Origin of the sequence: Mycobacterium sp. 29Ha (genome assembly GCF_032883055.1) — a bacterium.
In the GTDB taxonomy this organism is placed as follows: domain Bacteria; phylum Actinomycetota; class Actinomycetes; order Mycobacteriales; family Mycobacteriaceae; genus Mycobacterium; species Mycobacterium gallinarum.
Map to the genome: position 1 here is coordinate 499,862 of NZ_JAMQTI010000001.1, position 24,727 is coordinate 524,588.

At 67.1% G+C, this 24,727-nt stretch carries 23 protein-coding genes; 15 read left to right on the forward strand and 8 right to left on the reverse strand.

The genetic code is table 11. The annotated features are described in order from the left end of the window. The first annotated feature begins 15 nt into the window (after positions 1–15). Positions 16–4,317, forward strand: a complete 4,302-nt coding sequence (locus M1248_RS02380) for an amino acid adenylation domain-containing protein (RefSeq protein WP_317147470.1) — start codon at positions 16–18, stop codon at positions 4,315–4,317. Then, on the forward strand, positions 4,314–5,666 hold the full coding sequence (gene mbtG / locus M1248_RS02385) for an NADPH-dependent L-lysine N(6)-monooxygenase MbtG (protein ID WP_317147432.1): 1,353 nt from the start codon (positions 4,314–4,316) through the stop codon (positions 5,664–5,666). Before M1248_RS02380 ends, mbtG begins: the two co-directional genes overlap by 4 nt. Position 5,667: 1 nt before the next feature. Here the strand turns inward: mbtG and M1248_RS02390 are convergent, their stop codons facing one another. Both M1248_RS02390 and M1248_RS02395 read right to left on the reverse strand, forming a co-directional pair. Continuing rightward, a complete protein-coding gene (locus M1248_RS02390) occupies positions 5,668–7,416 on the reverse strand; it encodes an ABC transporter ATP-binding protein (RefSeq protein WP_317147433.1) in 1,749 nt (582 codons plus the stop codon). Beyond that, positions 7,413–10,013 (reverse strand): ABC transporter ATP-binding protein/permease, encoded by a 2,601-nt coding sequence (locus M1248_RS02395; protein WP_317147434.1) that lies wholly within the window; start codon positions 10,011–10,013, stop codon positions 7,413–7,415. Before M1248_RS02395 ends, M1248_RS02390 begins: the two co-directional genes overlap by 4 nt. A 107-nt stretch (positions 10,014–10,120) precedes the next feature. On the opposite strand from M1248_RS02395, the gene M1248_RS02400 reads away from it, so the two are divergent. Together M1248_RS02400 and M1248_RS02405 are read left to right on the forward strand one after the other, a co-directional pair. Then, the gene (locus M1248_RS02400) at positions 10,121–10,864 is read left to right on the forward strand and encodes a DUF998 domain-containing protein (protein WP_317147435.1); all 744 of its coding nucleotides are present in this window, start codon (positions 10,121–10,123) and stop codon (positions 10,862–10,864) included. Then, on the forward strand, positions 10,864–11,520 hold the full coding sequence (locus M1248_RS02405) for a response regulator (RefSeq protein ID WP_163729576.1): 657 nt from the start codon (positions 10,864–10,866) through the stop codon (positions 11,518–11,520). The genes M1248_RS02400 and M1248_RS02405 overlap by 1 nt, the downstream gene beginning before the upstream one ends. On the opposite strand, the gene M1248_RS02410 is transcribed toward M1248_RS02405, so the two are convergent. Continuing rightward, complete coding sequence (locus M1248_RS02410) at positions 11,517–11,837, reverse strand: type II toxin-antitoxin system VapB family antitoxin (protein ID WP_163729574.1); 321 nt, start codon at positions 11,835–11,837, stop codon at positions 11,517–11,519. The genes M1248_RS02405 and M1248_RS02410 overlap by 4 nt on opposite strands. Before the next feature lie 199 nt (positions 11,838–12,036). Between M1248_RS02410 and hrcA the strand changes: the two genes are divergently transcribed. From hrcA to era, 8 genes are all read left to right on the forward strand, one after another. Continuing rightward, a complete protein-coding gene (gene hrcA, locus M1248_RS02415) occupies positions 12,037–13,068 on the forward strand; it encodes a heat-inducible transcriptional repressor HrcA (protein WP_083125294.1) in 1,032 nt (343 codons plus the stop codon). Positions 13,069–13,119: 51 nt separating this feature from the next. Beyond that, positions 13,120–14,262 carry a molecular chaperone DnaJ gene (dnaJ, locus tag M1248_RS02420; RefSeq protein WP_317147436.1) on the forward strand — a complete coding sequence of 381 codons (1,143 nt, stop codon included), beginning with the start codon at positions 13,120–13,122 and terminating at the stop codon, positions 14,260–14,262. 6 nt (positions 14,263–14,268) lie between these two features. Beyond that, complete coding sequence (locus M1248_RS02425) at positions 14,269–15,012, forward strand: 16S rRNA (uracil(1498)-N(3))-methyltransferase (protein ID WP_163729569.1); 744 nt, start codon at positions 14,269–14,271, stop codon at positions 15,010–15,012. 105 nt (positions 15,013–15,117) lie between these two features. Continuing rightward, a complete protein-coding gene (locus M1248_RS02430; protein ID WP_163729567.1) occupies positions 15,118–16,152 on the forward strand; it encodes a PhoH family protein in 1,035 nt (344 codons plus the stop codon). Positions 16,153–16,164: 12 nt separating this feature from the next. Then, on the forward strand, positions 16,165–16,701 hold the full coding sequence (gene ybeY, locus M1248_RS02435; protein ID WP_163729565.1) for an rRNA maturation RNase YbeY: 537 nt from the start codon (positions 16,165–16,167) through the stop codon (positions 16,699–16,701). After that, on the forward strand, positions 16,698–17,987 hold the full coding sequence (locus M1248_RS02440; protein WP_317147437.1) for a hemolysin family protein: 1,290 nt from the start codon (positions 16,698–16,700) through the stop codon (positions 17,985–17,987). The genes ybeY and M1248_RS02440 overlap by 4 nt, the downstream gene beginning before the upstream one ends. After that, positions 17,980–18,297, forward strand: coding sequence for a cytidine deaminase (locus tag M1248_RS02445; protein WP_317147438.1), 318 nt, complete (start codon positions 17,980–17,982; stop codon positions 18,295–18,297). Before M1248_RS02440 ends, M1248_RS02445 begins: the two co-directional genes overlap by 8 nt. Next, positions 18,294–19,196, forward strand: coding sequence for a GTPase Era (era, locus tag M1248_RS02450; RefSeq protein ID WP_163729559.1), 903 nt, complete (start codon positions 18,294–18,296; stop codon positions 19,194–19,196). Before M1248_RS02445 ends, era begins: the two co-directional genes overlap by 4 nt. 30 nt (positions 19,197–19,226) lie before the next feature. Here the strand turns inward: era and M1248_RS02455 are convergent, their stop codons facing one another. The 3 genes from M1248_RS02455 to M1248_RS02465 form a co-directional block, all read right to left on the reverse strand. Next, positions 19,227–19,568 carry an MmpS family transport accessory protein gene (locus tag M1248_RS02455; RefSeq protein ID WP_317147439.1) on the reverse strand — a complete coding sequence of 114 codons (342 nt, stop codon included), beginning with the start codon at positions 19,566–19,568 and terminating at the stop codon, positions 19,227–19,229. Between the two features lie 104 nt (positions 19,569–19,672). Further along, positions 19,673–20,221, reverse strand: a complete 549-nt coding sequence (locus tag M1248_RS02460; RefSeq protein WP_317147440.1) for a CAP domain-containing protein — start codon at positions 20,219–20,221, stop codon at positions 19,673–19,675. Positions 20,222–20,232: 11 nt separating this feature from the next. Then, entirely contained in the window at positions 20,233–21,723 is a 1,491-nt protein-coding gene (locus M1248_RS02465) for an amidase (RefSeq protein WP_317147441.1), read from the reverse strand. 63 nt (positions 21,724–21,786) lie between these two features. Between M1248_RS02465 and recO the strand changes: the two genes are divergently transcribed. From recO to M1248_RS02480, 3 genes are read left to right on the forward strand one after another with little or no spacing between them, the layout of a single operon-like run. Then, positions 21,787–22,635, forward strand: a complete 849-nt coding sequence (gene recO, locus M1248_RS02470; protein WP_317147442.1) for a DNA repair protein RecO — start codon at positions 21,787–21,789, stop codon at positions 22,633–22,635. Next, positions 22,577–23,467: a decaprenyl diphosphate synthase gene (locus tag M1248_RS02475; protein ID WP_317147443.1), complete on the forward strand. Its 891-nt coding sequence runs from the start codon at positions 22,577–22,579 to the stop codon at positions 23,465–23,467. Before recO ends, M1248_RS02475 begins: the two co-directional genes overlap by 59 nt. Before the next feature lie 48 nt (positions 23,468–23,515). Further along, positions 23,516–23,938 (forward strand): hypothetical protein, encoded by a 423-nt coding sequence (locus M1248_RS02480; protein WP_317147471.1) that lies wholly within the window; start codon positions 23,516–23,518, stop codon positions 23,936–23,938. Here the strand turns inward: M1248_RS02480 and M1248_RS02485 are convergent. Then, a complete protein-coding gene (locus tag M1248_RS02485) occupies positions 23,930–24,352 on the reverse strand; it encodes a Fur family transcriptional regulator (RefSeq protein WP_163729547.1) in 423 nt (140 codons plus the stop codon). The genes M1248_RS02480 and M1248_RS02485 overlap by 9 nt on opposite strands. Continuing rightward, positions 24,349–24,717, reverse strand: coding sequence for an ArsR/SmtB family transcription factor (locus M1248_RS02490; RefSeq protein WP_163729545.1), 369 nt, complete (start codon positions 24,715–24,717; stop codon positions 24,349–24,351). Before M1248_RS02490 ends, M1248_RS02485 begins: the two co-directional genes overlap by 4 nt. Positions 24,718–24,727 lie beyond the last annotated feature (10 nt).

The following is a 24,727-nucleotide window of genomic DNA, read 5'->3' on the forward strand; positions in this document are numbered from 1 at the left end:
GCCGTCGAAGATGTGATGGCGCTCAGCCCGCTGCAGCAGGGGTTGTTCTCGCTGGCCCAACTGAGCAGCGGTGACGCCGGTGACGACCCGTACGTCATCGCGATGTCCGCCGACATCTTCGGCGAACTGGATCCGGAGTTGTTGCGCACCTGCGCCGCGCACCTGCTGGCCCGGCATCCCAACCTGCGCGCCAGCTTCTTTCGCGGTGACCTGAGCCGCCCCGTCCAGGTCGTCCCCACCCGCGTCGACCTGCCGTGGCGCACGATCACCGCCACCGCCGACGAGGTCGACGCGCTGGACTTCGACGAACGATTGCGCCCGTTCGACCTCGAGCACGGACCCGCGATCCGCTTCGTGCTCATCGAGGTGCCCGAATCGCGTTGGCGCTTCGTGGTGGTCGCCCACCACATCATCATCGACGGCTGGTCGCTGCCGCTGTTCGTCGGTGAGCTGATCGGCATGTACCGCGCAGGCGGGGATGCCGCTGTCCTGCCCCCGCCGCCGCGGCCGTACCGCGACTACATCGGTTGGCTCGCAGCGCGAGACCAGGAGGCCAGCCGCACACTGTGGCGCGAACACCTCGCCGGCATGGATGGTCCGACCCTGCTGTCGCCTACCCTTTCCGCGGGCGAGCCCGACGGCGGGTCGCCGCGTCGCACCGAGCTGAAGCTTGACACCGGCACCACCGCCGCGCTGGCCGAAGCGGCGCGTGCGCACGGGGTCACCGTGAACACCCTGGTGCAAATGGCCTGGGCGACTTTGTTGTCCGCGTTCGCGGATCGCAGTGATGTGGTGTTCGGCGTGACGGTGTCGGGTCGCCCCAGCGAGCTGGCCGGGGTTGAGACCATGGTCGGACTGTTCATCAACACCGTGCCGCTGCGGGTGCGGCTGGATCCCGCGACCTGCGCGGGCACGCAATGTGTTGCACTGCAACGGGAGGCGGCGAAGCTTCGTGACCACAGCTACCTGCCGCATGCCGAACTACGATCGCTCGGCGGCATCGGCGAGATGTTCGACACCCTGCTGGTGTATGAGAACTTCCCGCCCGGTGGACTGGTCGGCGGCGGGGAGTTCACCGCCAACGGCGCGACGTTCCGCCCGGCGGCGCTGGAGAGCCTGTCGCACTTCCCCGTCACCGTCGCCGCCCATATGGTCGACGACCAGCTGACGGTGCTCGTCGAGGTGGTCGACGGGGCACTCGGGTCGATGACGCCCGACAGCCTGGGTCGACGACTGCTCAACACCGTGCAGCTGTTGATCACCAAGTGGGACAGCCCGCTTCGCGATATCAGTGTCCTGCTCGACGGGGAGCAACCGCGAACCGAGATCGTTGAGGCACCCGAACACACCGGGGTGCACACCAGGTTCACCGACGTCGCCTACACCCGGCTGGCATCGCGGGCACTGAGCTGGTCCGGCGGCGAGCTGACCTATCGCGAGCTCGATGAGGCCGCCGACCAGGTGGCCGCCCTGCTAGTCGGTAGGGGGGTTCGCGTCGAGGACCCGGTGGCGATCAACCTTTCACGCGGCCCGCAATACGTGATGGCCATGCTGGGGGTGCTGAAGGCCGGTGCCGTCATCGTCCCGCTCGACCCCGCTATGCCTGCCGACCGGATCGCTGACATCCTCGCCCAGTGCGGTGCGGCGGTGATCGTCGACGATCTGTTGATGTCGGCCGCTGCCGCCGGGCAATCCGACGGATTCCAGCCCGTCGCAGCACATCCCGGCCAGGCTGCGTATGTCGTCTTCACGTCGGGCACCACGGGACGGCCGAAGGGCGTCATCGGTACCCACCAAGCGCTGCTCGCGTACGCCGAGGATCACGCCCAGCACATTCTGCGGCCCGCCGCGGCCCGGTTGAGCCATCCGCTGCGCGTCGCGCATGCCTGGTCGTTCACCTTCGACGCGGCCTGGCAACCGCTGGCGGCGCTGCTCGACGGGCACTCGGTGCACATCGTCGACGACGACGTCCAACGGGATGCCGAATCGTTGGTCGAGACCATCGCACGGTACGGAATCGACCTGATCGACACCACCCCGTCGATGTTCGCCCAGCTGCACGCGGTCGGACTGTTGACGACGGTGCCCCTTGGCGTGCTCGCGCTGGGGGGTGAGGCGATCGGCATTCCTTCGTGGAACCTGATCCGCGACGAATGCTCTCGCACCGGCATGACGGCCTACAACTGTTACGGACCAACAGAATCGACGGTTGAGGCCGTGGTCGCGCCCATCGCCGATCATCCCGAGCCGACGATCGGTGTGCCCACGTCGGCGACCCGCGCCTACGTACTGGATTCGTGGCTGCGGCCCGCACCCGACGGCGTGCCCGGCGAGCTCTACCTGTCCGGTCGCCAATTGACCCGCGGCTATCTCGGCAGGCCCGCCGAGACCGCGGGCCGATTCGTGGCCGACCCGTTCGTTCCCGGCGAGCGGATGTACCGGACCGGTGACGTGGTGCGACGCCAGCCCGACGGGGCGCTACAGTTCCTCGGCCGCTCTGACGCGCAGGTCAAGATCCGTGGGTTCCGTGTCGAGCCCGCCGAGATCTCGGCCGTGCTGCACACACACCCCGCGGTGCGTCACGCACATGTCGCGGTACGGGAGCGGGTTCGCGGCGGGCCGCGATTGATCGCCTATGTGGTCGCGGAACCAGCGCCTGACCTCGCCGAGTTGCGGGGCATGCTGTCAAAGCGGTTGCCGCGCTATATGGTTCCGCAGAGCATCGTCTTCGTCGACCAGATGCCGCTGACGTCGCACGGCAAGATCGACGAGCCCGCGCTGGCCGCGCTTCCCGTAGCCGACGCTCCTTCGGCGGCAGCGGAAACCGAAACCGAGGCCGCGCTCGTCGCTGTGTTGACCGAGCTACTCGACGGCGTCGAGATCGATGTCACCGCGGAGTTTCTTCAGCTCGGCCTCGACAGCATCGTCGCGCTATCGGTGGTGCAGGGCGCCCGCAGGCGCGGCATTCCCCTGCGGGCACGGCTGATGTTGGAGTGCACGACCATCCGCGAACTGGCCGCCGCGATCGACAACGAGTCTGTCACCGTCGACAGCCGGGGTGACGAGGGAACCGGGCCGATACCAGTGCCGCCCAACGTGCACTGGCTCTACGAGCACGGCCAACCGCGGCGGCTGGCGCAGACCGAGACGGTACGGCTGCCCGAGGGGATAACCCGCGCGGACCTGGACCGCATGCTCGATGCCGTCGTCGACGGGCACGAGGTCCTGCGCAGCCGCCTGGACATCGAAACGATGACGCTCGTCGAACACGAGCCCACCGGCTTTCTCACCGAGGTGTGGGTAGAGGGTGACATGGTCGACGCGGTCGCCGAGCATTCCGCACATGCGGTGGAACGGATTGACCCGCAACGGGGATCGATGATGTCGGCGGTGTGGCTGCGAGAGTCCGACGGACCGGGCGTGCTCATGCTGGTCGCACACGTGCTTGCGCTGGATCCCGCATCGTGGCGGATCGTGCTGGGTGAGCTCGACGCATCGTGGCACACCATCACATCGGGTCTGGATCCGCTGGCCACGACGGAGCACACCAGCTATCGGCGGTGGTCGCGGATGCTCGCCGAGCGCGCCGCCCGACTGGACACATGCGACTTCTGGGCGGCCCAACTCGAGGGTGCCGATCCGGTGCTCGGCACCCGACGCCTCCGGCCGGAGATCGACCGGATCGGCGACGTCGTCGTCACCATGTCGCTCACCGAGCCAGAGGTGTCGGCGCGTGTTCTCAGTGGTGCCGTGCCCGCGCAGAAGATCCTTGCGGCCGCGGCCGCAAGGACCATCGATCGGTGGCGCGAGCATCGGGGTCAGGACCAGGCGCCGCCCCTGCTCGCACTGGAGACGCACGGCCGCGCGGACGGAATCATGGACGACACCGACACTTCCGACACAGTGGGTCTGCTCACCGCCATCTATCCGCTGCGGATGAATGTGCCAGGCGCGATCGACGCGGTGCCGGGCGACGGTATCGACTTCGGGCTGCTGCGCTACCTGCGTCCGGATACCGCGGAGCGGCTGCGGGGGTACGCCGAGCCGCAGGTGCTGCTGAACTTTCTCGGCAGGGTGCACGTCGGCACCGGCGGCGAGCTGATCCCCGATCGCTCACTGTTGGCGCGCGTTTCGCCGCGGCCGGAACCCGATCTCGCTGTACGACATGAGTTGACCATCCTGGCCGCCGTGATCGGCGACGCGGACAGGCCGGTCCTGGGCACCCAGTGGCGCACGCTGCCGGAGATCCTGTCCGCCGACGACGTCGCCACCCTGCAGTCGATGTGGCAGGACTCACTACGAGAGGTTGCACCATGAGGCCTACCCTCGCCGTCGTCGGCGCAGGAGCCAAGGCCATTGCCGTCGCCGCCAAAGCGGCCGAGCTGAACGACATGGGCGTCGACGTGCCCAAAGTCGTTGCGGTGGAACGCACGGGCGTTGCCGCCAACTGGCAGGCCGAGGGCGGCTGGACCGACGGCCAGCACCGGTTGGGTACCAGCCCCGAGAAGGATGTCGGCTTCCCGTACCGCTCGTCGTCCCCTGCCCTGCGGGCGGGGGCCCAGGCGCCGGGCCGCAACGCCGAACTCGACGAACGCATGACGCGGCACAGCTGGCAGGCATACCTGATCGCGACCGGCCAGTTCGCCGAATGGGTAGACCGCGGCAGGCCCGCTCCCACACATCGCAAGTGGAGTCAGTACCTGCGCTGGGTCGCGGGCAACTGTCGGATGAACATCGTCTCCGGTGAGGTCACCGGGATCTCCGTCGACAGCACCGCCGCCACACCCCGCTGGGCACTGCACACGTCCGAGAAGGCGGTGCTCGCGGACGGCGTGATGATCACCGGTCCCGGCCAGCCCGAGCGGTCCATTCTGCCCGGCAACCCGCGGGTGCTCTCGATCGCGCAGTTCTGGCACCGGGCCGCGGGCAACGAGCTGATCACCGCGGAGCGGGTCGCGGTGATCGGGGGAGGCGAGACCGCCGCATCGATTCTCAATGAGCTGTTTCGGCACCGGGTTTCGACGATCACCGTCATCTCGCCCGGAGTCACCCTGTTCACCCGCGGCGAGGGATTCTTCGAGAACAAGCTGTTCTCCGACCCCACCGGCTGGACCAGCCTCACACTGAACGAGCGCCGCGACGCGCTGGCACGTACCGACCGCGGCGTGTTCTCCGCGCGGGTGCAGGATGCGTTGCTGTCCGACGACCGAATTCGCCACCTTCGCGGCCGCGTCGCGCACGCGGTGGCACGGGACAGCCGAATCCGCCTGACGCTCAGCACGAATCGGGGAAGTGAGAATTTCGAGACCGTGCACGGATTCGATCTCGTGATCGACGGTTCGGGCGCCGACGCGCTGTGGTTCCTGCCGCTGCTGGGCCAGGATGCGCTGGATCTGCTCGAACTGAGCCTCGGCGGCCCGCTGACCGGTGACGCGCTCCAGGAGTTCATCGGCGACGACCTGGCCGTCGCCGGCGTCACGCCAAAACTGTTCCTGCCCGGACTGTCCGGGCTCACCCAGGGGCCGGGTTTTCCCAACCTGTCCTGCCTCGGACTGCTGTCGGACCGGATACTCGGTTCCGTTTACGCCACGGAGCGAGGCCCGTCCGAGCGACCACCCATGACTGTGACGGACGACGCACTGGAGAGAAGCGAATCCGTGGGCTGAGCTAGGCGTCGGCCGCGATGCGCCAGCCGGCGCTCTGCTGTTGCCGGCGCCAGAACTCGGCGAATCGTCCGCCGCGTCCGGTCAGCTCATCGATGGCGCCCTGTTCCACGATTCGCCCGGAGTCGACGAACAGCACATTGTCGGCGTTGCGGATCGCTCCCGGCCGGTGCGCGACGATGACGCGGGTGCGGCCGCGTGGATCGTCTCTGATCGCGTCGGTGACGGCCGTTTCGTTCTCGGTGTCCAGCGCGCTGGTCGCTTCGTCGATCAGTAGGACGCCAGCCGGTTTCACGAGGGCTCGTGCAATGCTGACCCGCTGACGTTCACCTCCGGACAGCGCCGCGCCCGCCTCACCCACCCGGCTGGACTCGCCGTCAGGTAGGCGCGAGACTATTTCGTCGACGCGGGCCAGCGCCATGGCGTTTCGGAGATCGTCGTCGCGGGCGTCGGGGTGTCCGGCACGGACATTGTCCTTGATCGGGCCGTCGAACAGATAAGGATGCTGGAACACCATGCTCACCAGCGCCCGCCGCGTGGCCGCATCGAGTTCGTCGATATCGACGCCATCGACGAGGATCTGGCCGTGGGTGGGAGCATGCAATCCCGCGATGAGCGAGAGGATCGTGCTCTTACCCGACCCCGATGGGCCCACGATCGCGGTCGTCGTTCCGGGTTCGAGCACGAAGTTGAGCTCGGCGAGCACGTCACCGGCGTCTGCGGCACCGTCGTAGCGGAAAGCCACGTCGCGGAACTCGATTCGCGGCGCGCGGTTTGCGGTGGCGGCAACGCCGCCGCCGACCGCCGCGCGGGGGGCGTCGATGATGCTGCGCAGCCGGTTGAGCACGCCGCGTGAGTTCTCGACGGCTCCGGACAGGTCGGCGAGCGCGTTGAAAGGTTCGAGGAACCGCACCGTGACGATCAGCAGCGCGACGGCCTCCGGGGCGCCGATCTGACCTCGCACCGCCAGGGTCGTGATCATGCCCGCCAGCACGATCAGCGCGAGTTGGCTTGCCACGCTGAACATCAGCTGCCCGGGAATCTGGAACAGCAGCAGCCTCATCGCGGCACCTCGTGCGGTCGCCACCGCCTCGCCGGTCTGGCTGCGCGCTGCCGTCGCCCGCCGGCTGGCCCGCAGCGCCTGCTGCGTCCTGGCGAATTCGAGGATGCGTTCGGTGAGCGCGCTGTGTGCGCGACCGTCGGCGGCGTCAGCTGCCCGCACTATCCGCTGGCTGGCCACCAGCGCACCCAGCATCAGGGGCAACGCGATGGCCGCGGCCACGCCCAACTGCCATGAGACGAAGAACAACCCGAGTGCGATCGCCGCGGGCAGCAGTAGCGCGCCGAGGAACGGTGTGAGCAGGTTAGCGACGAAGGACACCAGATCCGGTGCACTGGCGGCGATGGCCTGACGCGCCATCGCGGTGTTGTCGGTGGTGAACCATCCGAGCGGGACGTCGGTGAGCCGGTCGGCCATCCGGTGCTGAGTGTCGTTCGCCAACGCGAAACCGATGCGATAGCCGATGCGCGCCTGGATCATCTCGACGATCCAGCCGCCGACGGTGGCCGCGGTGAGCGCGCCCAGCCACGGCAGGGCATCGGCGGGTGCCGAGCTGAACAGGGCGGCCAGCAGCGGTACCAGCAGCAGCGCGCTGGTGGCGCGCAGGATCACCGAAACAAGGCTCAACACTGCGTAACCCGTGAGTGCGCCGCGGTACCCGGCGGGGACCAGCCGGATCAAATTACCGATCATCGGGTGGCCTCTCCGGTGAGTACTTCCGCGTGTGTTCCGGTCTCGCCTCGGCTGTCCCACAGTTGGCGGTAACGGCCGTCGGCGGCGAGCAGTTCGGTGTGCGAGCCGATCTCGGCGATACGCCCGCCGTCGAGCACGACGATCTGGTCGGCTTCGGTGACGGTGTGCAGCCGATGGGCGATCACCAGTACCGTGCGGTTGTGGATGAGGCGGCTCAATGCCTGTTGCACCAGGTATTCCGATTCGGGATCGGCGAACGCGGTCGCCTCGTCCAGGATCAGGATCGGCGTGTCGGCGAGCAACGCCCTGGCGATGGTGAGCCGTTGACGCTCGCCTCCCGACAGCTGGCTGCTCGCACCGAGCTCGGTCTGGTATCCGTTGGGCAGCCGCATGATCCGGTCGTGGATCTGTGCGTCCGTCGCCGCCGCCTCGACGTCAGCGTCGCTCGCATCCGGTCGGGCCAACGCGATGTTGTCTCGGACCGTGCCCTGGATGAGCTGGACATCTTGGAACACGAAACCGACCTGCGTGTACAACTCGTCGGGCTCCAACGTGCGCACATCGTGCCCGTCGATGCTGATCGAGCCGAAGTCGACGTCGTGGAATCGTGCGAGAAGTGATGCCAGCGTGGACTTTCCGGATCCGGAAGGGCCCACCAGCGCGGTGACGGTCCCCGGCCGCAGTGCCAGCGTGACGTCGTGGATGACGGGAACTCCCGGGCGGTAGCCGAAGCCCACGTTGTCGAAGGTGACCGTTCCCGGGTCGGCGGCAGGCGTCTTCGCCGCGGCGTCGTCTGCGTCCATGGTGGCCAGTTCGTCCTCGTCGAGGGTCACGGCGATGCGACGGGCGGCCTGCATCCCGTCGCGCAGACCGGCGAATCCGAAGGCGATGCCGAGCAGGCGGGTACCGAACGTCGTTCCGAGGATCAGGAACGGCAGCAGGGTCAACGGCGCCATCGCGCCGGAGACGACGAACAGGGTTCCCGCGGAAGCGATGAGCCACAGGAACGTTGACGGCCGAGTGGTCAGATCCATGAACGTCTTCTTGCCGATGAACGGCCGCTGCCAGACGTTGATGAAGTCTATGTACTCGTCGAGGCGACGACGGAATGACGACGCCGCCGCGCCGCCGAAGACCCGGATCACCGGCTGACCCTCGAGGTAGGCGGCGGCCTCGCCGTTCATCCGCTCGGCCCACCTCGACGCCTCGGTGATCTTCGGACCGCTCTGGTACACCATCGTCCACGTGGTGACGAGGTACACCAGGATCGGCAGCAGTAGCACCAATGCCAATCGCCAGTCGACGACGAACAGGTAGACCAGCACCGCGATCGGCGCGACGACGGCGGCGACGGCATCGGACACCGCATGGGTGACGAGGTAGTGCAACGACAGGGTGTCGTCCTGGATCAGTTTCTTGACCGCGCCGGATCCGCGTTGGGTGAACCATCCCAGCGGTACCCGTGCGAGTTTGTCGATCAGCCGTCGACGAACAGTGGCGTTGAAACGCATGTCAACGGCGTGCAGCCACAACAGCAGTGCGGCGCTGAGCGCGGCGCACGTTCCGAGCAGCACCACGAAGACGATCAGGGTGCTGCGCAATGCGGACTCACCCGCGCCCGCCAGCAGCTGCCTGGCCAGCTCGACGAGAACGATGAAGGGCGCCAACTGAATCAGCGTGATCAGCGTTTCGAGAATGCCGGTCGCGATCAGCTGCGGCTTCACCGGCGCCAACAGATCCTTGGCGGCCTGCGAACGCCACCGCCCCCTGGGTGCCTCCGCGGGGACCGGTGCCGCCGTGCTCTTCTCGACCGCACCGGTTTCGGACTCCACGGCCGAGGGCGTGTCCTCGTTGTCGCGGCGGCTGCCCATCTCGCGGCCCTGCGTCCAGTACGCCTGTGCCTGCAGGTCGGACTTCGGGAATCCGAACACGTCGCGCATGCGCTTACGCAGGTGCTTGAGCGACCCTGCCTCCGGTCCCGCCCACGCCGACCAGTTCGACCAGTCGCGGTCCTCGATGGCCGCGGCGAGGGCGAGCTCGTCGGTCCTGTCCACCCAGTGCAGTGCCCGACGTGGATGGTCGTTGATCGGGATGAGTTCGTCGTCATGGGAGTGCCGTTCGAGGTACACCTCGACGTCCACATCGTCTGGCAGCGCCGCGAGAATCGAGTTGATCGCGGGTATCGACGCCGAGTCGCCGATGAGCAGATAGCCGGCGGGCAATTCCTCGGGGACCGCGAATCCTTTGGACCCCAACGCGACGACGGGAAGGGTCATCCCCGGTTCGGCTCTGGCCGCCCAGTGGCTGGCCGGACCGGACGGCTCGTGGAGGACCATGTCCACCGCGAATTTGCCTGACTCCGGCTCGGTCCAGACGAGCGTGTAGATGCGCTGGAACTCGCTGTCGCCGCCCTCGGGGTCGGGAAACCAGAAACGCAGAAACGCCGTCGGCTCGACAACGACGTCCTGGAAGATCGTCGGTGAAGACATGGTGATTCGGACGAAGTGCGGCGCCACCCTCACGACGTCGGTGACGGTGGCCCGGTGGTCACGCCCCCCAAAGCTGCGCAGCAGGGCTCCCTGCAGGCCTCTTCCCATGTCCAAAGTCCTTTGCTCGGCAATGTCCGATCACGACAAGCCCCCGCCGTGCCCGACCTCGACAAGGTGGCGAGAAGCCCGCAGTTAGTTAGCCTAGCCTAACCTGCATGCGAGGCGAGGCGTCCCGCCCGGCGGGTGCATTCCGCCCCGCTGACATACCCCAGCTGATCTACCGTGTGGCGGTGACCACCCGGCGCGCGCTGAGCGTTGTCGCCGCGCTGTGGATATCGGCGGCCGTCATCTTCATCGGTTTCGAGGCCATCGCGGCGGCCGCGATCCCGTCCTACAGCTACACCGCGAAGTACATAAGCGTGTTGGGCGTCCCCGAATGGTCACCGCGCGCGACGCTGATGAACTGGGGTTTCTATCTTCAGGGCGCGCTGTTCCTCGCCGGTGCTGTGGTCGCGGTGCGCGCCGTTCATCGTCGGCGGACCGGCGTGGCATTGCTGTTGCTGACAGCCACGAACGCCGTCGGGAATTTCCTCGTCGGATTCGTGCACGGCTTCTCGCCGTTGTGGAACGACGGCTACGAATGGCTGCACGGGTTCGGCGCATTTCTCGCGATAGGCGGTGGAAATGCGGCGATCGTGGTGGGTTCGGTGGTGGTTGGCCATGCCGTGTCGGCTCGCTGGTATCAGCCGATCGGGGTGATGATTGGAGTGGCGGGCCTGGTGTCCGCCGCGTTGCTGCACACGTACACCAGTTGGGCAGTGGATTTTTCGCACATCGGCCTCGTCGAACGGGCCTGTGTGTACACGATCATCGGCTGGCAGGTTTTCACCGGCATCGTCCTATTGGCACGACCTCGCAACGACGTTGCGGCGCCACGCGTAGAAGAAGGAGTGGCTTGATGGCCGAGACGACGCGAGTGGTGCTGGCTGACGACGACGTCCTGCTGCGGGCCGGTTTGGCCAGCCTGCTCGAGGGCGCCGGCTTCGAGGTCGTGGGCCAGGCCGACGACGGCGGGCAGTTGCTCGACCTGGTCCGCGCGATGACGCCCGACCTCGTGGTGACCGATATCCGGATGCCACCCACCAACACCAGCGAGGGCCTGGACGCCGCCCGACAGATCCGGCAGGAACTGCCGGATACCGCGATCATGGTGCTGTCCGCACATGTCGCCGTCGACGATGCGATGGATCTGCTGGCCGCGGGGGACCGCATCGGTTACCTGCTGAAGAGCCGCGTCACCGATGTCGCCGATTTCATCGACTCGCTGGAGCGTGTCGCGCGGGGGGCGTCGCTCGTCGACCCGGCTCTGGTGCGCGAACTCGTCTCGGCGCGCAAGCGGGACGACCCGCTGAGCGTGCTGAGCGAGCGCGAGAGCGAAGTCCTCGCGTTGATGGCCGAGGGTCGATCCAATGCCGGTATCGCGCACCGTATTTGGGTCACCGAGGGCACAGTGGAGAAGCACATCCGCAGCATCCTGAACAAGCTGAGCTTGCCCGAGACGGGTGAGGATCACCGCCGCGTACTCGCGGTGCTCGCCTTCCTCGACGCCCGCTAGATCGACACCTGTTCGGACATGGGTGCATCCATGTCGAACACCCGCGCGTGCAGCACGATTCGGTTGCGCAGCGCCGAACGCACGGCGCGGTGCAGCCCGTCCTCGAGGTAGACGTCGCCGTTCCACTTCACCGCGTGCGGGAACAAGTCGCCGTAGAACGTCGAGTCCTCCGATAGCAACCGATCGAGCGCCAGCACGGTCGTCGTCATCACCAGTTCGTCGAGCCGGATCTGTCGGGGCGGGATCTGCGCCCACTGTCGATGCGACAGCCCGTGATCGGGGTAGGGCCTCCCGTCGAGCACGCCCTTGAAGATCACCGGAGCCGCCCCGGCTTCGATTTCTGGGACTTCTGGCTCCGCGCCGCAACCCACCCCCGCGTCGTCCCCCGAGGCAAACGCATCACTCGCAGAGGCTATCGCAAACGGCTAGTTCGCAACGCAATCATCCGCCGTGCGGTATCGCCGCTGATGATGCCCGTAAAATGAATCAACCGGTACGGGAAAGGTAGGTGAACGCATGGGTAGCGCCGAAGATCGACGATTCGAGGTGCTGCGCGCGATCGTCGCCGACTTCGTAGCCACCAAGGAGCCTATCGGCTCGAAGTCACTCGTCGAGCGCCACAATCTCGGCGTCTCCAGCGCGACCGTCCGCAACGATATGGCGGTCCTGGAGGCCGAGGGTTACATCGCCCAGCCGCACACAAGCTCGGGCCGAGTGCCGACCGAAAAGGGCTACCGCGAATTCGTCGACCGGCTCGAAGACGTCAAGCCGCTGTCCTCGGCCGAACGCAGCGCGATCCTGGGGTTCCTGGAATCCGGCGTCGACCTGGACGACGTGCTGCGCCGCGCGGTGCGGCTGCTCGCTCAGCTGACCCGCCAGGTCGCGATCGTGCAGTACCCGACGCTGTCGACGTCGTCGGTGCGCCACCTCGAGGTGGTTGCGCTGACACCGGCACGGCTGCTGCTGGTCGTCATCACCGACACGGGTCGCGTCGACCAGCGCATCGTCGAACTGGGCGACCCCCTCGACGAGCATGACGTGGCCAAGCTGCGCGATCTGCTGGGCCAGGCGCTGGAGGGCAAGCCGCTGGCCGCCGCGTCGATCGCGGTCGCCGATCTGGCGTCGCAGCTCAACGGCAACGGCGGGCTGGCAGACGCGGTCGGGCGGTCGGCCACGATGCTGGTGGAGACGCTCGTCGAGCACAGCGAGGAGCGGCTGGTGCTGGGCGGAACGGCCAACCTGACCCGCAACACCGCTGACTTCGGCGGGTCGCTGCGGTCAGTCCTCGAAGCGCTCGAGGAGCAGGTGGTGGTGCTACGACTGCTGGCCGCGCAGCAGGAGGCCGGCAAAATCACCGTGCGAATCGGCCACGAAACCGAAGCCGAGGCAATGGCCGGAACTTCGGTGATTACCACCGCATACGGAAGTTCGGGCAAGGTGTACGGCGGCATGGGTGTGCTGGGCCCCACCAGAATGGACTATCCCGGAACTATCGCCAATGTCGCCGCGGTTGCTCTCTATATCGGGCAAGTGTTGGGTAGCCGGTAGTACCGGCGACGAACAGACACGAACCAGCAGGAAAGGTCAGGCAAGGTCAGCGTGGCACGCGATTATTACGGGCTGCTCGGCGTGAGCCGAGATGCGAGTGATTCGGAGATCAAGCGCGCGTACCGAAAGCTGGCCCGGGAACTGCATCCCGACGTCAACCCCGACGAGGAGGCGCAGGCGCGGTTCAAAGAGATCAGCGCCGCCTACGAGGTCCTCAGCGATCCCGAGAAGCGCCGCATCGTCGACCTCGGTGGCGATCCGCTGGAATCGGCCGCGTCCGCAGGAAACGGCTTCGGTGGTTTTGGGGGGCTCGGCGACGTGTTCGAGGCGTTCTTCGGCGGCGGAGGCACCTCTCGCGGGCCGATCGGCCGCGTTCGGCCGGGTTCGGACTCGCTGCTGCGGATGCGGCTGGACCTTTCCGAGTGCGCGACGGGCGTGACCAAGCAGGTCACCGTCGACACCGCCGTCCTGTGCGACCTCTGCCAGGGCAAGGGCACCCACGGCAACTCCAAGCCCGTCACGTGCGACACCTGCCACGGAAGCGGTGAGGTGCAGACCGTGCAGCGCTCGCTGCTCGGCCAGGTGATGACGTCCCGGCCCTGCCCGGTGTGCGGCGGGATCGGCGAGGTCATCCCGGACCCGTGTCATCGGTGCGGTGGCGACGGTCGCGTGCGGGCTCGACGCGAGATCAGCGTCAAGATCCCCGCGGGCGTCGGTGACGGCATGCGCGTCCGGCTGGCCGCACAGGGCGAGGTCGGACCCGGCGGCGGGCCTGCTGGTGACCTCTACGTCGAGGTGCACGAGAAGGCCCACGACGTGTTCGTGCGCGACGGCGACGATCTGCACTGCACCATCTCGGTGCCGATGGTCGACGCGGCGCTGGGCACCACCGTCACCGTCGACGCGATCCTCGACGGCCCGACCGAGATCACGATCGCGGCGGGCACCCAACCGGGACAGGTCACGACGCTGCGCGGACATGGGATGCCGCACCTGCGGTCCGGGGTGCGCGGAGATTTGCACGCCCACATCGACGTCGTGGTGCCGTCGCGATTGGACCACGAGGACATCGAGCTGTTGCGCAAGCTGAAGGAGAAGCGCAGCCGCGACATCGCCGAAGTGCGTACCGCGCATGCGAATTCATCCGGTGGCGGACTCTTCAGCCGCCTGCGCGAAACGTTCACCGGTCGCTGAGAGACCGTGACCGAGGCGCTCTTCTACGTCGATGCGCTGCCCGCAGAAGGTGATCTCGCCGTCGTCGACGGTGACGAAGGCTTCCATGCGGCCAATGTCCGGCGCATCCGACCAGGCGAGGAACTCGACCTGAGCGACGGAGCCGGCGCGGTGGCCCGGTGCGTTGTCGAAGATGTCGGCAAGGGCATGCTGACCGCCCGCGTGCGCGACCGCAGGACCGTTACGGCACCCACTCCGAGCATCACCGTCGTGCAGGCGCTCCCGAAGTCGGACCGCTCCGAGCTGGCCGTCGAGCTCGCCACCGAGGCAGGTGCCGACTCGTTTGTCGCATGGCAGTCGGCGCGTTGCGTGGCGCGATGGGACGGACAGGCCCGCGTGGACAAGGGGCTGCGCCGGTGGCGGGCCGTCGCCAAGTCGGCGGCACGGCAATCGCGGCGGCCGTACATCCCCGATGTCAGCGGCGTGGTATCGACTAAGGAGCTGGTGGAGCGAGTGCGCGACATGGCGACCACGCCGGTGCTCGTCCTCCACGAATCCGCGACGCAGCCGATCACCGAGGTGCCCGTCGCCGATGCCGAGACGCTGCTGCTGCTCGTCGGCCCGGAGGGGGGCATCGACGACGAGGAGATCGCCGCCCTGTCCGGGGCGGGGGCCACGGTCGTGCGGCTCGGGCCAACGGTGTTGCGTACGTCGTCGGCGGCGGCGGTCGCGCTGGGGGCTCTCGGTGTGCTCACCCGGCGCTGGTCATGAGCCGGCCCGCGGCCTAACCATTGGGTTGCATCGGTACCCGGCGGTAAACTGGGTACTCCCAGGCAAACAAGCAGGCGAAACCAGGAAGCAGGCAGAAAACCGCACGTGACGCCCAGCGAAACGAACGCTGACTCCGACGCGACCGTTCGCAGCAGCATCGATGTTCCGCCCGACCTCGTCGTGGGCCTGCTTGGATCCGCCGACGAAAACCTGCGCGCACTCGAACGCATCCTCGCTGCCGACATCCATGTCCGCGGTAACGCGCTGACCCTGTCCGGTGAGCCCGCCGATGTGGCGCTGGCCGAGCGGGTGATTTCCGAGCTCGTCGCGATCGTCGCCAGCGGACAGCGGCTCACCGCCGATGCCGTCAGGCACAGCGTCGCCATGCTCACTGGAACCGGCAATGAATCACCCGCCGAAGTACTGACCCTCGACATCCTGTCGCGGCGCGGCAAGACCATCCGCCCGAAGACGTTGAACCAGAAGCGTTATGTCGACGCCATCGACGCGCACACCATCGTCTTCGGCGTCGGCCCCGCAGGCACCGGTAAGACGTATCTGGCAATGGCCAAGGCGGTCAACGCATTACAGTCGAAACAGGTCAACAGGATCATCCTCACCCGCCCCGCGGTGGAAGCCGGTGAGCGCCTTGGGTTCCTGCCCGGCACGCTGAGCGAGAAGATCGACCCTTATCTGCGGCCGCTGTACGACGCGCTCTACGACATGATGGATCCCGAGTCGATCCCAAAGCTGATGAACGCCGGCATCATTGAGGTTGCCCCGCTGGCGTATATGCGTGGCCGCACACTTTCGGATGCGTTCATAATTCTGGACGAAGCGCAGAACACCACCAGCGAGCAGATGAAGATGTTCCTGACCCGTCTGGGTTTCGGGTCGAAAATCGTTGTCACCGGGGATATCACGCAGGTGGACCTGCCCGGTGGGGCATCGTCGGGACTGCGGACGGCGATGCGGATTCTCGATGGCGTCGACGACATCCACTTCGCCGAGCTCACCAGCGCCGACGTGGTTCGCCACCGGTTGGTGGCCGACATCGTCGACGCGTATGCGAAGTCCGAGGAGCCGGATCTGATGAACAGGGCGCAGCGACGTGCTTCCGGTAGTCGGCCGCGGCGGTAACGGAATTCAACGATGAGTATTGAGGTGTCCAACGAATCGGGCATCGACGTTTCCGAAGAGGAACTGATCAGCATCGCCCGATTCGTCATTCGCAAGATGAAAGTCAACCCGGCCGCCGAACTGTCGATGGTGCTGCTCGACACGGCAGCGATGGCAGACCTGCACATGCGGTGGATGGACCTGCCCGGTCCCACCGACGTGATGAGCTTCCCGATGGACGAGCTCGAGCCGGGCGGGCGGCCCGACGCGGCCGAACCGGGGCCGTCGATGCTCGGCGACATCGTGCTGTGCCCACCGTTCGCCGCCGATCAGGCTGCCGCGGCAGGTCATTCGCTTGGCCAGGAACTGGCGTTGTTGACGGTGCACGGCGTGTTGCACCTGCTCGGGTACGACCATGCCGAACCCGATGAGGAGAAGGAGATGTTCGCGCTGCAGCGTCAACTGCTTGAAGAGTGGGTCTCCGACCAGGTCGAGGCGTACCACCAGGACCGCCAGTCCGAGAAGGATCGGCGCCTACTGGACAAGTCCCGATTCTTCGACGAACAGTGAACAATCTCGGTCAGTTGATCAGCGTGATCGTATTGGTCGGCGTGGCCGGTCTTTTCGCGGCGACCGACGCGGCGATCAGCACGGTGTCGATGGCGCGCGTCGAGGAACTCGTGCGCGACGAGCGTCCCGGTGCGGTGCGGCTGGCGAGGGTGATGGCCGAGCGTCCGCGCTTCATCAACCTCTGCGTCTTGCTCCGAATAGCCTGCGAGGTCAGCGCGACGGTGCTGCTGGCCGCCTTCCTGGACGACTATTTCGGGGTGAGCTGGGGACTGGTCTCGGCCGCGGCGATCATGACGGTGGTCAGCTTCGTCGCGATCGGTGTCGGCCCGAGGACCGTCGGCCGGCAGAACGCCTATTCCATCTCGCTGGTGGCTGCGCTTCCGCTGCAAGCGATTTCGATCGTGCTCACCCCGGTGAGCCGCCTGCTTGTGCTGCTCGGTAACGCGCTGACCCCGGGCCGCGGTTTCCGCAACGGGCCGTTCTCGTCCGAGATCGAGCTGCGTGAGGTCGTCGACATGGCGCAGCAGCGCGGCGTGGTGGCCGACGACGAGCGGCGGATGATCCAGTCGGTGTTCGAGCTCGGCGACACCCCGGCTCGCGAAGTCATGGTGCCACGCACCGAAATGGTGTGGATCGAGGGTGACAAGACGGCGGGTCAGGCGACCTCGCTGGCGGTGCGCAGCGGACACTCGCGCATCCCGGTGATCGGCGAGAACGTCGACGACATCGTCGGTGTCGTCTACCTGAAAGACCTTGTCCAGCGGACGTATTACTCCAACAACGGCGGACGCGACACCAAGGTGTCCGAGGTGATGCGGCCCGCAGTGTTCGTACCGGACTCCAAGCCGCTGGACGCGCTGCTGCGGGAGATGCAGCTCGACCGCGTTCACATGGTGCTGCTGGTCGATGAATACGGTGCGATCGCCGGGCTGGTCACCATCGAGGATGTGCTCGAGGAGATCGTCGGTGAGATCGCCGACGAGTACGACACCGACGAAGTCGCGCCCGTGGAAGAACTGGGCGACCGTCGATACCGCGTGTCGGCGCGCCTGCCGATCGAGGATCTCGGCGAGCTGTACGACATCGAGTTCGACGAGGACCTCGACGTCGACACGGTCGGCGGGCTGGTGGCCTTCGAGCTGGGCCGTGTCCCGTTGCCGGGTGCCGAGGTGACGTGGGACGGGCTGCGACTGCTCGCCGAGGGCGGGCGGGATCATCGCGGACGTGTCCACATCGGCACCGTCCTCGTCAGCCCGAACGAGCAACCGGAGGGCGACGATGAGTGAGCTTGATGCCGAGGACGCCAAGTTGGTCACGCTGGCACGCGGCGCGATGGGCCGGGCCGACGCGTCCTGCGGTGCGGCAGTGCGCGACCTCGACGGGCGCACCTACGCCGGCGCTCCGGTCGCTTTGGACTCGCTGGAGCTGACCGCGCTGCAGGCCGCCGTCGCGGCGGCGGTGTCCAGCGGTGCGACCGGATTGGAGGCCGCCGTGCTGGTCGGCGGAAGCGTCGACGACGCAGGGATAGCCGCGGTGCGCGAGCTGTCGGCCGACGCCGTGGTCATCGTCACCGACCGGGCTGGCACCCCGCAGTGAGTAACGAGTTTCGTTCGGGCTTCGTCTGTTTCATCGGGCGGCCCAACACCGGCAAGTCGACGTTGACCAACGCCCTGGTCGGGACCAAGGTGGCGATCACCGCCAACCAGCCGCAAACCACCCGCCACACCATCCGCGGCATCGTGCACCGTGAGAACTTTCAGATCATCCTGATCGACACCCCGGGCTTGCACCGGCCGCGCACGCTGCTGGGCCAGCGGCTCAACGATCTGGTGAAGGACACCTACTCCGAGGTCGACGTCATCGGGCTGTGCATCCCCGCCGACGAGCGGATCGGACCGGGGGACCGCTGGATCCTCGAACAGATCCGCGCGATCGCGCCAAGGACCACGCTGGTCGCGATCGTCACCAAGACCGACAAGCTGGCACGCGATCGCGTTGCCGCCCAACTGATCGCGGTGAGCGAGCTGGTGGGCGGGGACACCGAGATCGTTCCCGTGTCGGCGACCACCGGTGAGAACCTCGACGTGCTGACCGACGTGCTGGCCGCCCAGCTGCCGCCGGGCCCGGCTTTCTACCCTGACGGGGAGCTCACCGACGAGCCCGAAGAAGTGTTGATGGCCGAGCTCATCCGCGAGGCCGCACTCGAAGGTGTGCGCGACGAGCTGCCGCACTCACTGGCGGTGGTCATCGAGGAGGTCGAGCCACGCGAAGGGCGGGACGACTTGATCGACGTCCACGCGATTCTCTACGTCGAACGCGACAGCCAGAAAGGCATCGTGATCGGCAAGGGCGGCGCCAGGCTGCGGGAGGTCGGCACCGCGGCCCGTATGCAGATCGAAAAGCTCTTGGGCACAAAGGTTTACCTCGACCTACGGGTCAAGATCGCCAAGAACTGGCAGCGTGACCCAAAACAGCTCGGGCGTCTGGGATTCTGAGCGCTGGAAGAATCCGTCCAGCGGCGTCGGTTACAGGTACGCGATGCAGTGGGCCGCGTCGCCCGGCGCCTGCTCGGCAACCACCGTGCCGTCCAAGGTGATACGGCATCCCTGGCTACCGGTCTTGGTGACCACGACGACCTGTAGCAGCGCCACGTCGGGGCCGATCGACACGGTCTGGGTGAACGGCGTCGCGGTGTCCTCGGGGATGCGGCCGCCCGGATCGAGGTCGATCGAGTACACCGTGCCTGATCCGGTGACCTCGTAGACGACGGTCCGTGATTGCGCGGATGCCGGCGCGATGCCGATACCCGCCGAGACCGCGGCCGCCGCGAATGTCAGCGCGGCGACCCTTGTGCAATTGATGCTCACGAATCCTCCCGAACAAAGATTTTTGCCACCCCGACGAAACCTGACGATAGCTTCAGGCCAGGGGCGAGTCAGTGATTTGAATATATTCGCTGCGGGGGGATATTTCAGCCCGGGAAGCCGGCTCCCGGCTGTCCGAACGGCCGGTTCGGTGACTGCACGGGAGGTGCGCCGTCACCCTTGCCGTAGACAGCGACCACGACGGTGCGGTCGATCAGATTCGCTGACCACACGCCGATGTCGACGTTCGAGCAGTCCGACATGATCGCGTTGTAGTCAGGCCGGTGATACCACTGGTTGATCAACTCGATGCCGCTGATCGCCAGTGCCGGATTGATGGCCGTCGTCTCGGCCACGGCTCCGGCGTAGCCGGCGTTGCGCGCACGGTCGGCCACAGTCGACCCGTCGGAACCGGTGTCGCCGTTCAGTGCCCTGTTGTTGAGGACGTCATCGGTGTGCCACTGCGCGGCCAACCGCAACTTCGGATTGATCTTGATGTCGGTGGTGCACCCGGCCTGGTGCTGCATGGTGTAGACGTTGGCGACCACGCTGTCGTTGAGCCGCTTGTTGTCAGCGCCAGCCGTCGGTGTCCCCAGCACGTTGCCGGCCGCCATCACCAGGACCGGGAGTGCGTATGCGCAGTGCCACGCTTTCATGGGCGATGACATTACGCCACTTCGCCGGGCCTGATCTCCTCAATGGAACGGCCGGTCGGGTCCGGGTCGGGTGCCATCGACGGCGTCCACCACACCTCCGGTTGCTTGTTGGCCCAGCCGTTGATCGCCTCGAGCGCGGCGGCCAGCGAGATCAGCAACGGTTCACTGTTGGCCGGACCCATCAATTGCACCCCGATCGGCAGACCAGCGGACGTGAACCCCGCGGGCACGTTGATCGAGGGCCAGCCCAGGAGGTTCCACGGCCAGGTGATGGGACACGCCTGGATCATGGCGCGATCGGTGGCCAGGCCGCTGAGAGTGTCGTAGTCGTGGACGTTGGGGGGCGGTTGGGCAGTGGTCGGTGCCAGCACGACGTCGACGAGGTTGAAGATCCACTCGATCCGGCGGTGCGCCGCGGCCTCGCGGGCGCGTGCCTTGCGCAACGTGTGCTGTGACAGCATCCAGCCGGTCCGCATGTTCGCCTTCGTGCGCTTGTCCAGGTCGACGCCGTAGCCCAGGCGGTCGGCCCAGTCCAGCAGTCCCGAGGTCGAGCGCGACAGAAAGCTCCACGACATGGCCAGGTTGTATGCGGGATCGGCTTCGACGACCGTGTGCCCGAGCTCTTCGAGCTGGGCCGCGGTGGCGGCCATCGCGGCACGGATCTCGGGGTGCAGTTTGGCCCGGAAGACGGTGTACGGGAACTTGGTGGACAGCGCGATCCGCAGCGGTCCCGGTGCTCGGCCGACGTAGTCCGACATGTGGACGGGCGGTGGCTGGTGCAGGTCACCGGGAACGTTGCCCGACGCGGCGTCGAGCACGATCGCCGCGTCGGTGACCGTCCGGGCGAGCACACCGTTGACGGTGATGCCGTTGAACGCTTCAGGCAACGGCCAGGTGGAGATCCTGCCGCGCTGGGGTTTGATGCCGACGAGATGAGTCCACGCCGCGGGGATGCGGACGCTGCCGGCCCCGTCGGATCCGATGGCCGCGGCCACCAGGCCCGCGGCCACCGCGGCGGCGCTGCCGCCCGACGATCCGCCCGGTGTGTGCTCGCGCGACCACGGATTGCGAGTGTGGCCGAAGGCCGGTCCGCTGGTGAACGGCCACTGGCCCAGCTCGCAGGTGTTGGTCTTGCCGACGATCACCGCGCCCGCGGCCCTGAGCCGTCGGACGACTTCGGAGTCCTCGCGCGCGGGCTCGATGTTGCCCGCCGCGCCGAATCGGGTGGGCACGCCCTTGACGTCGACGTCGTCTTTGACGGCGATCGGTATGCCCAGGAGCGGATGTTTTGAAAGATCCTGGCCCGCTGCGCGTTTGCGGTCCGCCTCGGCGGCGTCCGCCAGCGCTTGTTCGGTCAGCACCACCCGGAACGCGTTGAGCGTGGGCTGGCTGGCGGTGATCGCGTCCAGTGAACGGCGCACCAGGTCATCGGACGTGACGGAACCACTCGCCAGCTGAAAAAGCTGCTGAGTGAGCGTGGGAAAACGGGTGAGCTCGACCATCACCTATAAAATACCGGCGCTGCGTACACCGAACATGTCCGATCGCAATGGGAGACTGTTGTGATGCGGCTGTACCGGGATCGAGCGGTGGTGCTGCGTCAGCACAAGCTCGGTGAGGCCGACCGGATCGTCACCCTGCTCACCCGTGACCACGGGTTGGTGCGCGCGGTGGCCAAGGGGGTGCGGCGCACCCGCAGCAAGTTCGGGGCCAGGCTGGAGCCGTTCGCGCACATCGATGTTCAGCTGCATCCCGGCCGGAATCTCGACATCGTCACCCAGGTCCAGGCCATCGATGCGTTCGCCACCGACATCGTCAGTGACTACGGCCGCTACACATGTGCGTGCGCGGTCCTCGAAACAGCCGAGCGCTTGGCAGGTGAGGAGCGGGCCCCGATGCCCGCACTGCACCGGCTGACCGTCGGCGCGCTGCGGGCGGTGGCCGACGGCAGCAGGCCCCGGGAACTCGTGCTGGACGCTTACCTGTTGCGCGCCATGGGAATCGCCGGTTGGGCGCCTGCGCTGACTGAATGCGCCCGCTGCGCGGCGCCGGGGCCGCACCGAGCGTTCCACGTCGGGGCCGGGGGCAGCGTGTGCGTCCATTGCAGGCCGTCGGGGTCGGCGACACCCCCGCAGGCGGTGATGGACCTGATGGCCGCGCTGCACGACGGGGACTGGGAGCACGCGCAGACGTCGACGTCGTCGCATCGTAGCCAGGCCAGCGGCCTGGTCGCCGCGCACCTGCAGTGGCATCTGGAGCGGCAGCTGCGGACGTTACCGCTGGTCGAGCGGATGTACCGGGTTGATCAGACAGTCGCCGACCTACGGGTTCCGCTGGTCGGGCAGGATATGGCGCATGGCTACCAAGAGGGGCAAGGGCAAGGAGAAGTACCCACAGCTGCCCCCGGCGCCTGACGACTATCCGACATTTCCCGACAAGTCGACGTGGCCGGTCGTCTTCCCAGAACTGACGCCCCGCACCAACGGTAAGTTCGCGCGGCCACCACAGCACACGTCCAAGGCGGTCGCCCCCGAGATCCCGGCCGGGCAGGTACCCAATCACGTCGCGGTGGTGATGGACGGCAACGGACGGTGGGCCACCCAGCGCGGGCTGCACCGCACCGAGGGTCACAAGATGGGCGAAGCGGTGCTCATCGACATCACCTGCGGGGCAATCGAAATCGGCATCAAGCACCTGACGGTGTACGCGTTCTCGACCGAGAATTGGAAGCGCAGTAGCGAAGAGGTGCGCTTCCTGATGGGGTTCAACCGCGAGGTGGTCCGTCGTCGCCGCGAGAATCTCAACGACATGGGCGTGCGGATGCGCTGGGTCGGCTCGCGGCCGCGCATGTGGCGCAGCGTCATCAAAGAGTTCGACATCGCCGAGCAGATGACTGTCGACAACGACGTCATCACCATCAACTACTGCGTGAATTACGGCGGCCGCACCGAGATCGTCGAAGCGGCCCGCGAGCTTGCGCAGGAGGCTGTGGACGGCAAGATCAACCCGAGCCGGATCAGCGAGGCGGCCTTCGCCAAGCATCTGCACCGCTCCGACATTCCCGACGTCGACTTGTTCATCCGGACGTCGGGGGAGCAGCGGGCAAGCAACTTTCTGCTTTGGCAGGCGGCCTACGCCGAGTACGTCTTTCAGGACAAGCTGTGGCCCGACTACGACCGCCGCGACCTGTGGGAGGCGTGCGAGGAGTACGTGAACCGCAACCGTCGATTCGGCCGGGCCGAATGATGTACCTGAGCGGCCGGGCCGAATGATGCACCTGAGCGGCCGGGCGTGATGTCCATGCAGGATCGCCTGGCCGCCGTCCTCGGCGAGGTGGTGACGCTGAGTCGGGAAGAGGACGGCGCGATCACCCTGCACCACGATGGCACGGTCGCATCGCTGCGGGTGGTCGAGATCGCCGAAGGTCTGGAGCTGGTGTCGCTCACCCAGATCTTGGCGTGGGACCTGCCGCTGGACGCCAAACTCCGTGCGGCGGTGGCCGATCACGCGCACAACACCCTGCTGGGCACTGTGTCACTGGCGAGCAAGAGCGGCCACAAAGAGGTCGCGGCCGGAGCCAAGCGGAACTCTAAGAAGGTCGCGGATGTGTTGCTGCGCTACAACTTTCCCGCAGCGGGTCTCACCGACGAAGCGTTGCGCACGCTGATCCTGATGGTGCTGGCCACCGGTTCCGACGTGCGGCGCGCCCTAACCTGACGGCTTGGCGCTCGTGCATGCTCCGCACAGGCCGAAAATCTCGATCGTATGACTGATGTCAGAGAAGCCGTGCTTGCGGGCGACTTCGGTCGCCCACGTCTCGACCTGATCGCCCTGTACCTCGACTGTCGAACCGCACGCCCGGCACACCAGATGGTGATGATGGCCGTCGGAGCAGCGCCGGTACACGGCCTCGCCGGTGTCGGTGCGCAGCGCGTCGACGACGCCGGCGGCGGCCATCTGCTGCAGGGTGCGGTAGACGGTGGTGAGCCCGATACCCTCACCGCGCCTGCGCAATTCGTCGTGTAGCTCCTGGGCGGATCGAAATTCGTCGAGCTTGTCCAGTAGTGCGGCGATCGCGGCGCGCTGCCGGGTGGAGCGGACTCCGGTAGCGGCCGGCGCGGGCCCCGTCACTGGTGGCCCTCCGCAGCGTGCGTCACGGCTGCGACGACGATGTCGGCCAGGTGGTGATCGACGAGGCGGTACATCACCTCTCGTCCCGACCGCGAGCCCGCCACCACCCCGGCGGACTTGAGGATCCGCAGATGCTGGCTGACCAGCGGTTGGGGCACCGCCAGCGCGTCGACGAGTTCGTGGACACAGCGCGCCGACTCGCGCAGTTGCAGCACGATCGCAATGCGCACCGGGGCGGCCAACGCCCGCAACAGGTCGCCGGACGTGTCGAGCACGTCGCGGGGCGGCAGCTCGGGAAACGGCTCGCCACTGTGATCGTGACCGTTCTCGACGGGATCTTCGGCGAAAGTGGAAACCGTTTTCATTATGGCGCCC

Coding starts and splice junctions, on each gene's coding strand:
- M1248_RS02380 (WP_317147470.1), top strand. CDS start 16: ATGGCGCTCAGCCCGCTGCAGCAGGGGTTGTTCTCGCTGGCCCAACTG.
- mbtG (WP_317147432.1), top strand. CDS start 4,314: ATGAGGCCTACCCTCGCCGTCGTCGGCGCAGGAGCCAAGGCCATTGCC.
- M1248_RS02390 (WP_317147433.1), bottom strand. CDS start 7,416: ATGATCGGTAATTTGATCCGGCTGGTCCCCGCCGGGTACCGCGGCGCA.
- M1248_RS02395 (WP_317147434.1), bottom strand. CDS start 10,013: ATGGGAAGAGGCCTGCAGGGAGCCCTGCTGCGCAGCTTTGGGGGGCGT.
- M1248_RS02400 (WP_317147435.1), top strand. CDS start 10,121: ATGCGAGGCGAGGCGTCCCGCCCGGCGGGTGCATTCCGCCCCGCTGAC.
- M1248_RS02405 (WP_163729576.1), top strand. CDS start 10,864: ATGGCCGAGACGACGCGAGTGGTGCTGGCTGACGACGACGTCCTGCTG.
- hrcA (WP_083125294.1), top strand. CDS start 12,037: ATGGGTAGCGCCGAAGATCGACGATTCGAGGTGCTGCGCGCGATCGTC.
- ybeY (WP_163729565.1), top strand. CDS start 16,165: ATGAGTATTGAGGTGTCCAACGAATCGGGCATCGACGTTTCCGAAGAG.
- M1248_RS02445 (WP_317147438.1), top strand. CDS start 17,980: ATGAGTGAGCTTGATGCCGAGGACGCCAAGTTGGTCACGCTGGCACGC.
- M1248_RS02460 (WP_317147440.1), bottom strand. CDS start 20,221: ATGAAAGCGTGGCACTGCGCATACGCACTCCCGGTCCTGGTGATGGCG.
- M1248_RS02465 (WP_317147441.1), bottom strand. CDS start 21,723: ATGGTCGAGCTCACCCGTTTTCCCACGCTCACTCAGCAGCTTTTTCAG.
- recO (WP_317147442.1), top strand. CDS start 21,787: ATGCGGCTGTACCGGGATCGAGCGGTGGTGCTGCGTCAGCACAAGCTC.
- M1248_RS02475 (WP_317147443.1), top strand. CDS start 22,577: ATGGCTACCAAGAGGGGCAAGGGCAAGGAGAAGTACCCACAGCTGCCC.
- M1248_RS02480 (WP_317147471.1), top strand. CDS start 23,516: ATGTCCATGCAGGATCGCCTGGCCGCCGTCCTCGGCGAGGTGGTGACG.
- M1248_RS02490 (WP_163729545.1), bottom strand. CDS start 24,717: ATGAAAACGGTTTCCACTTTCGCCGAAGATCCCGTCGAGAACGGTCAC.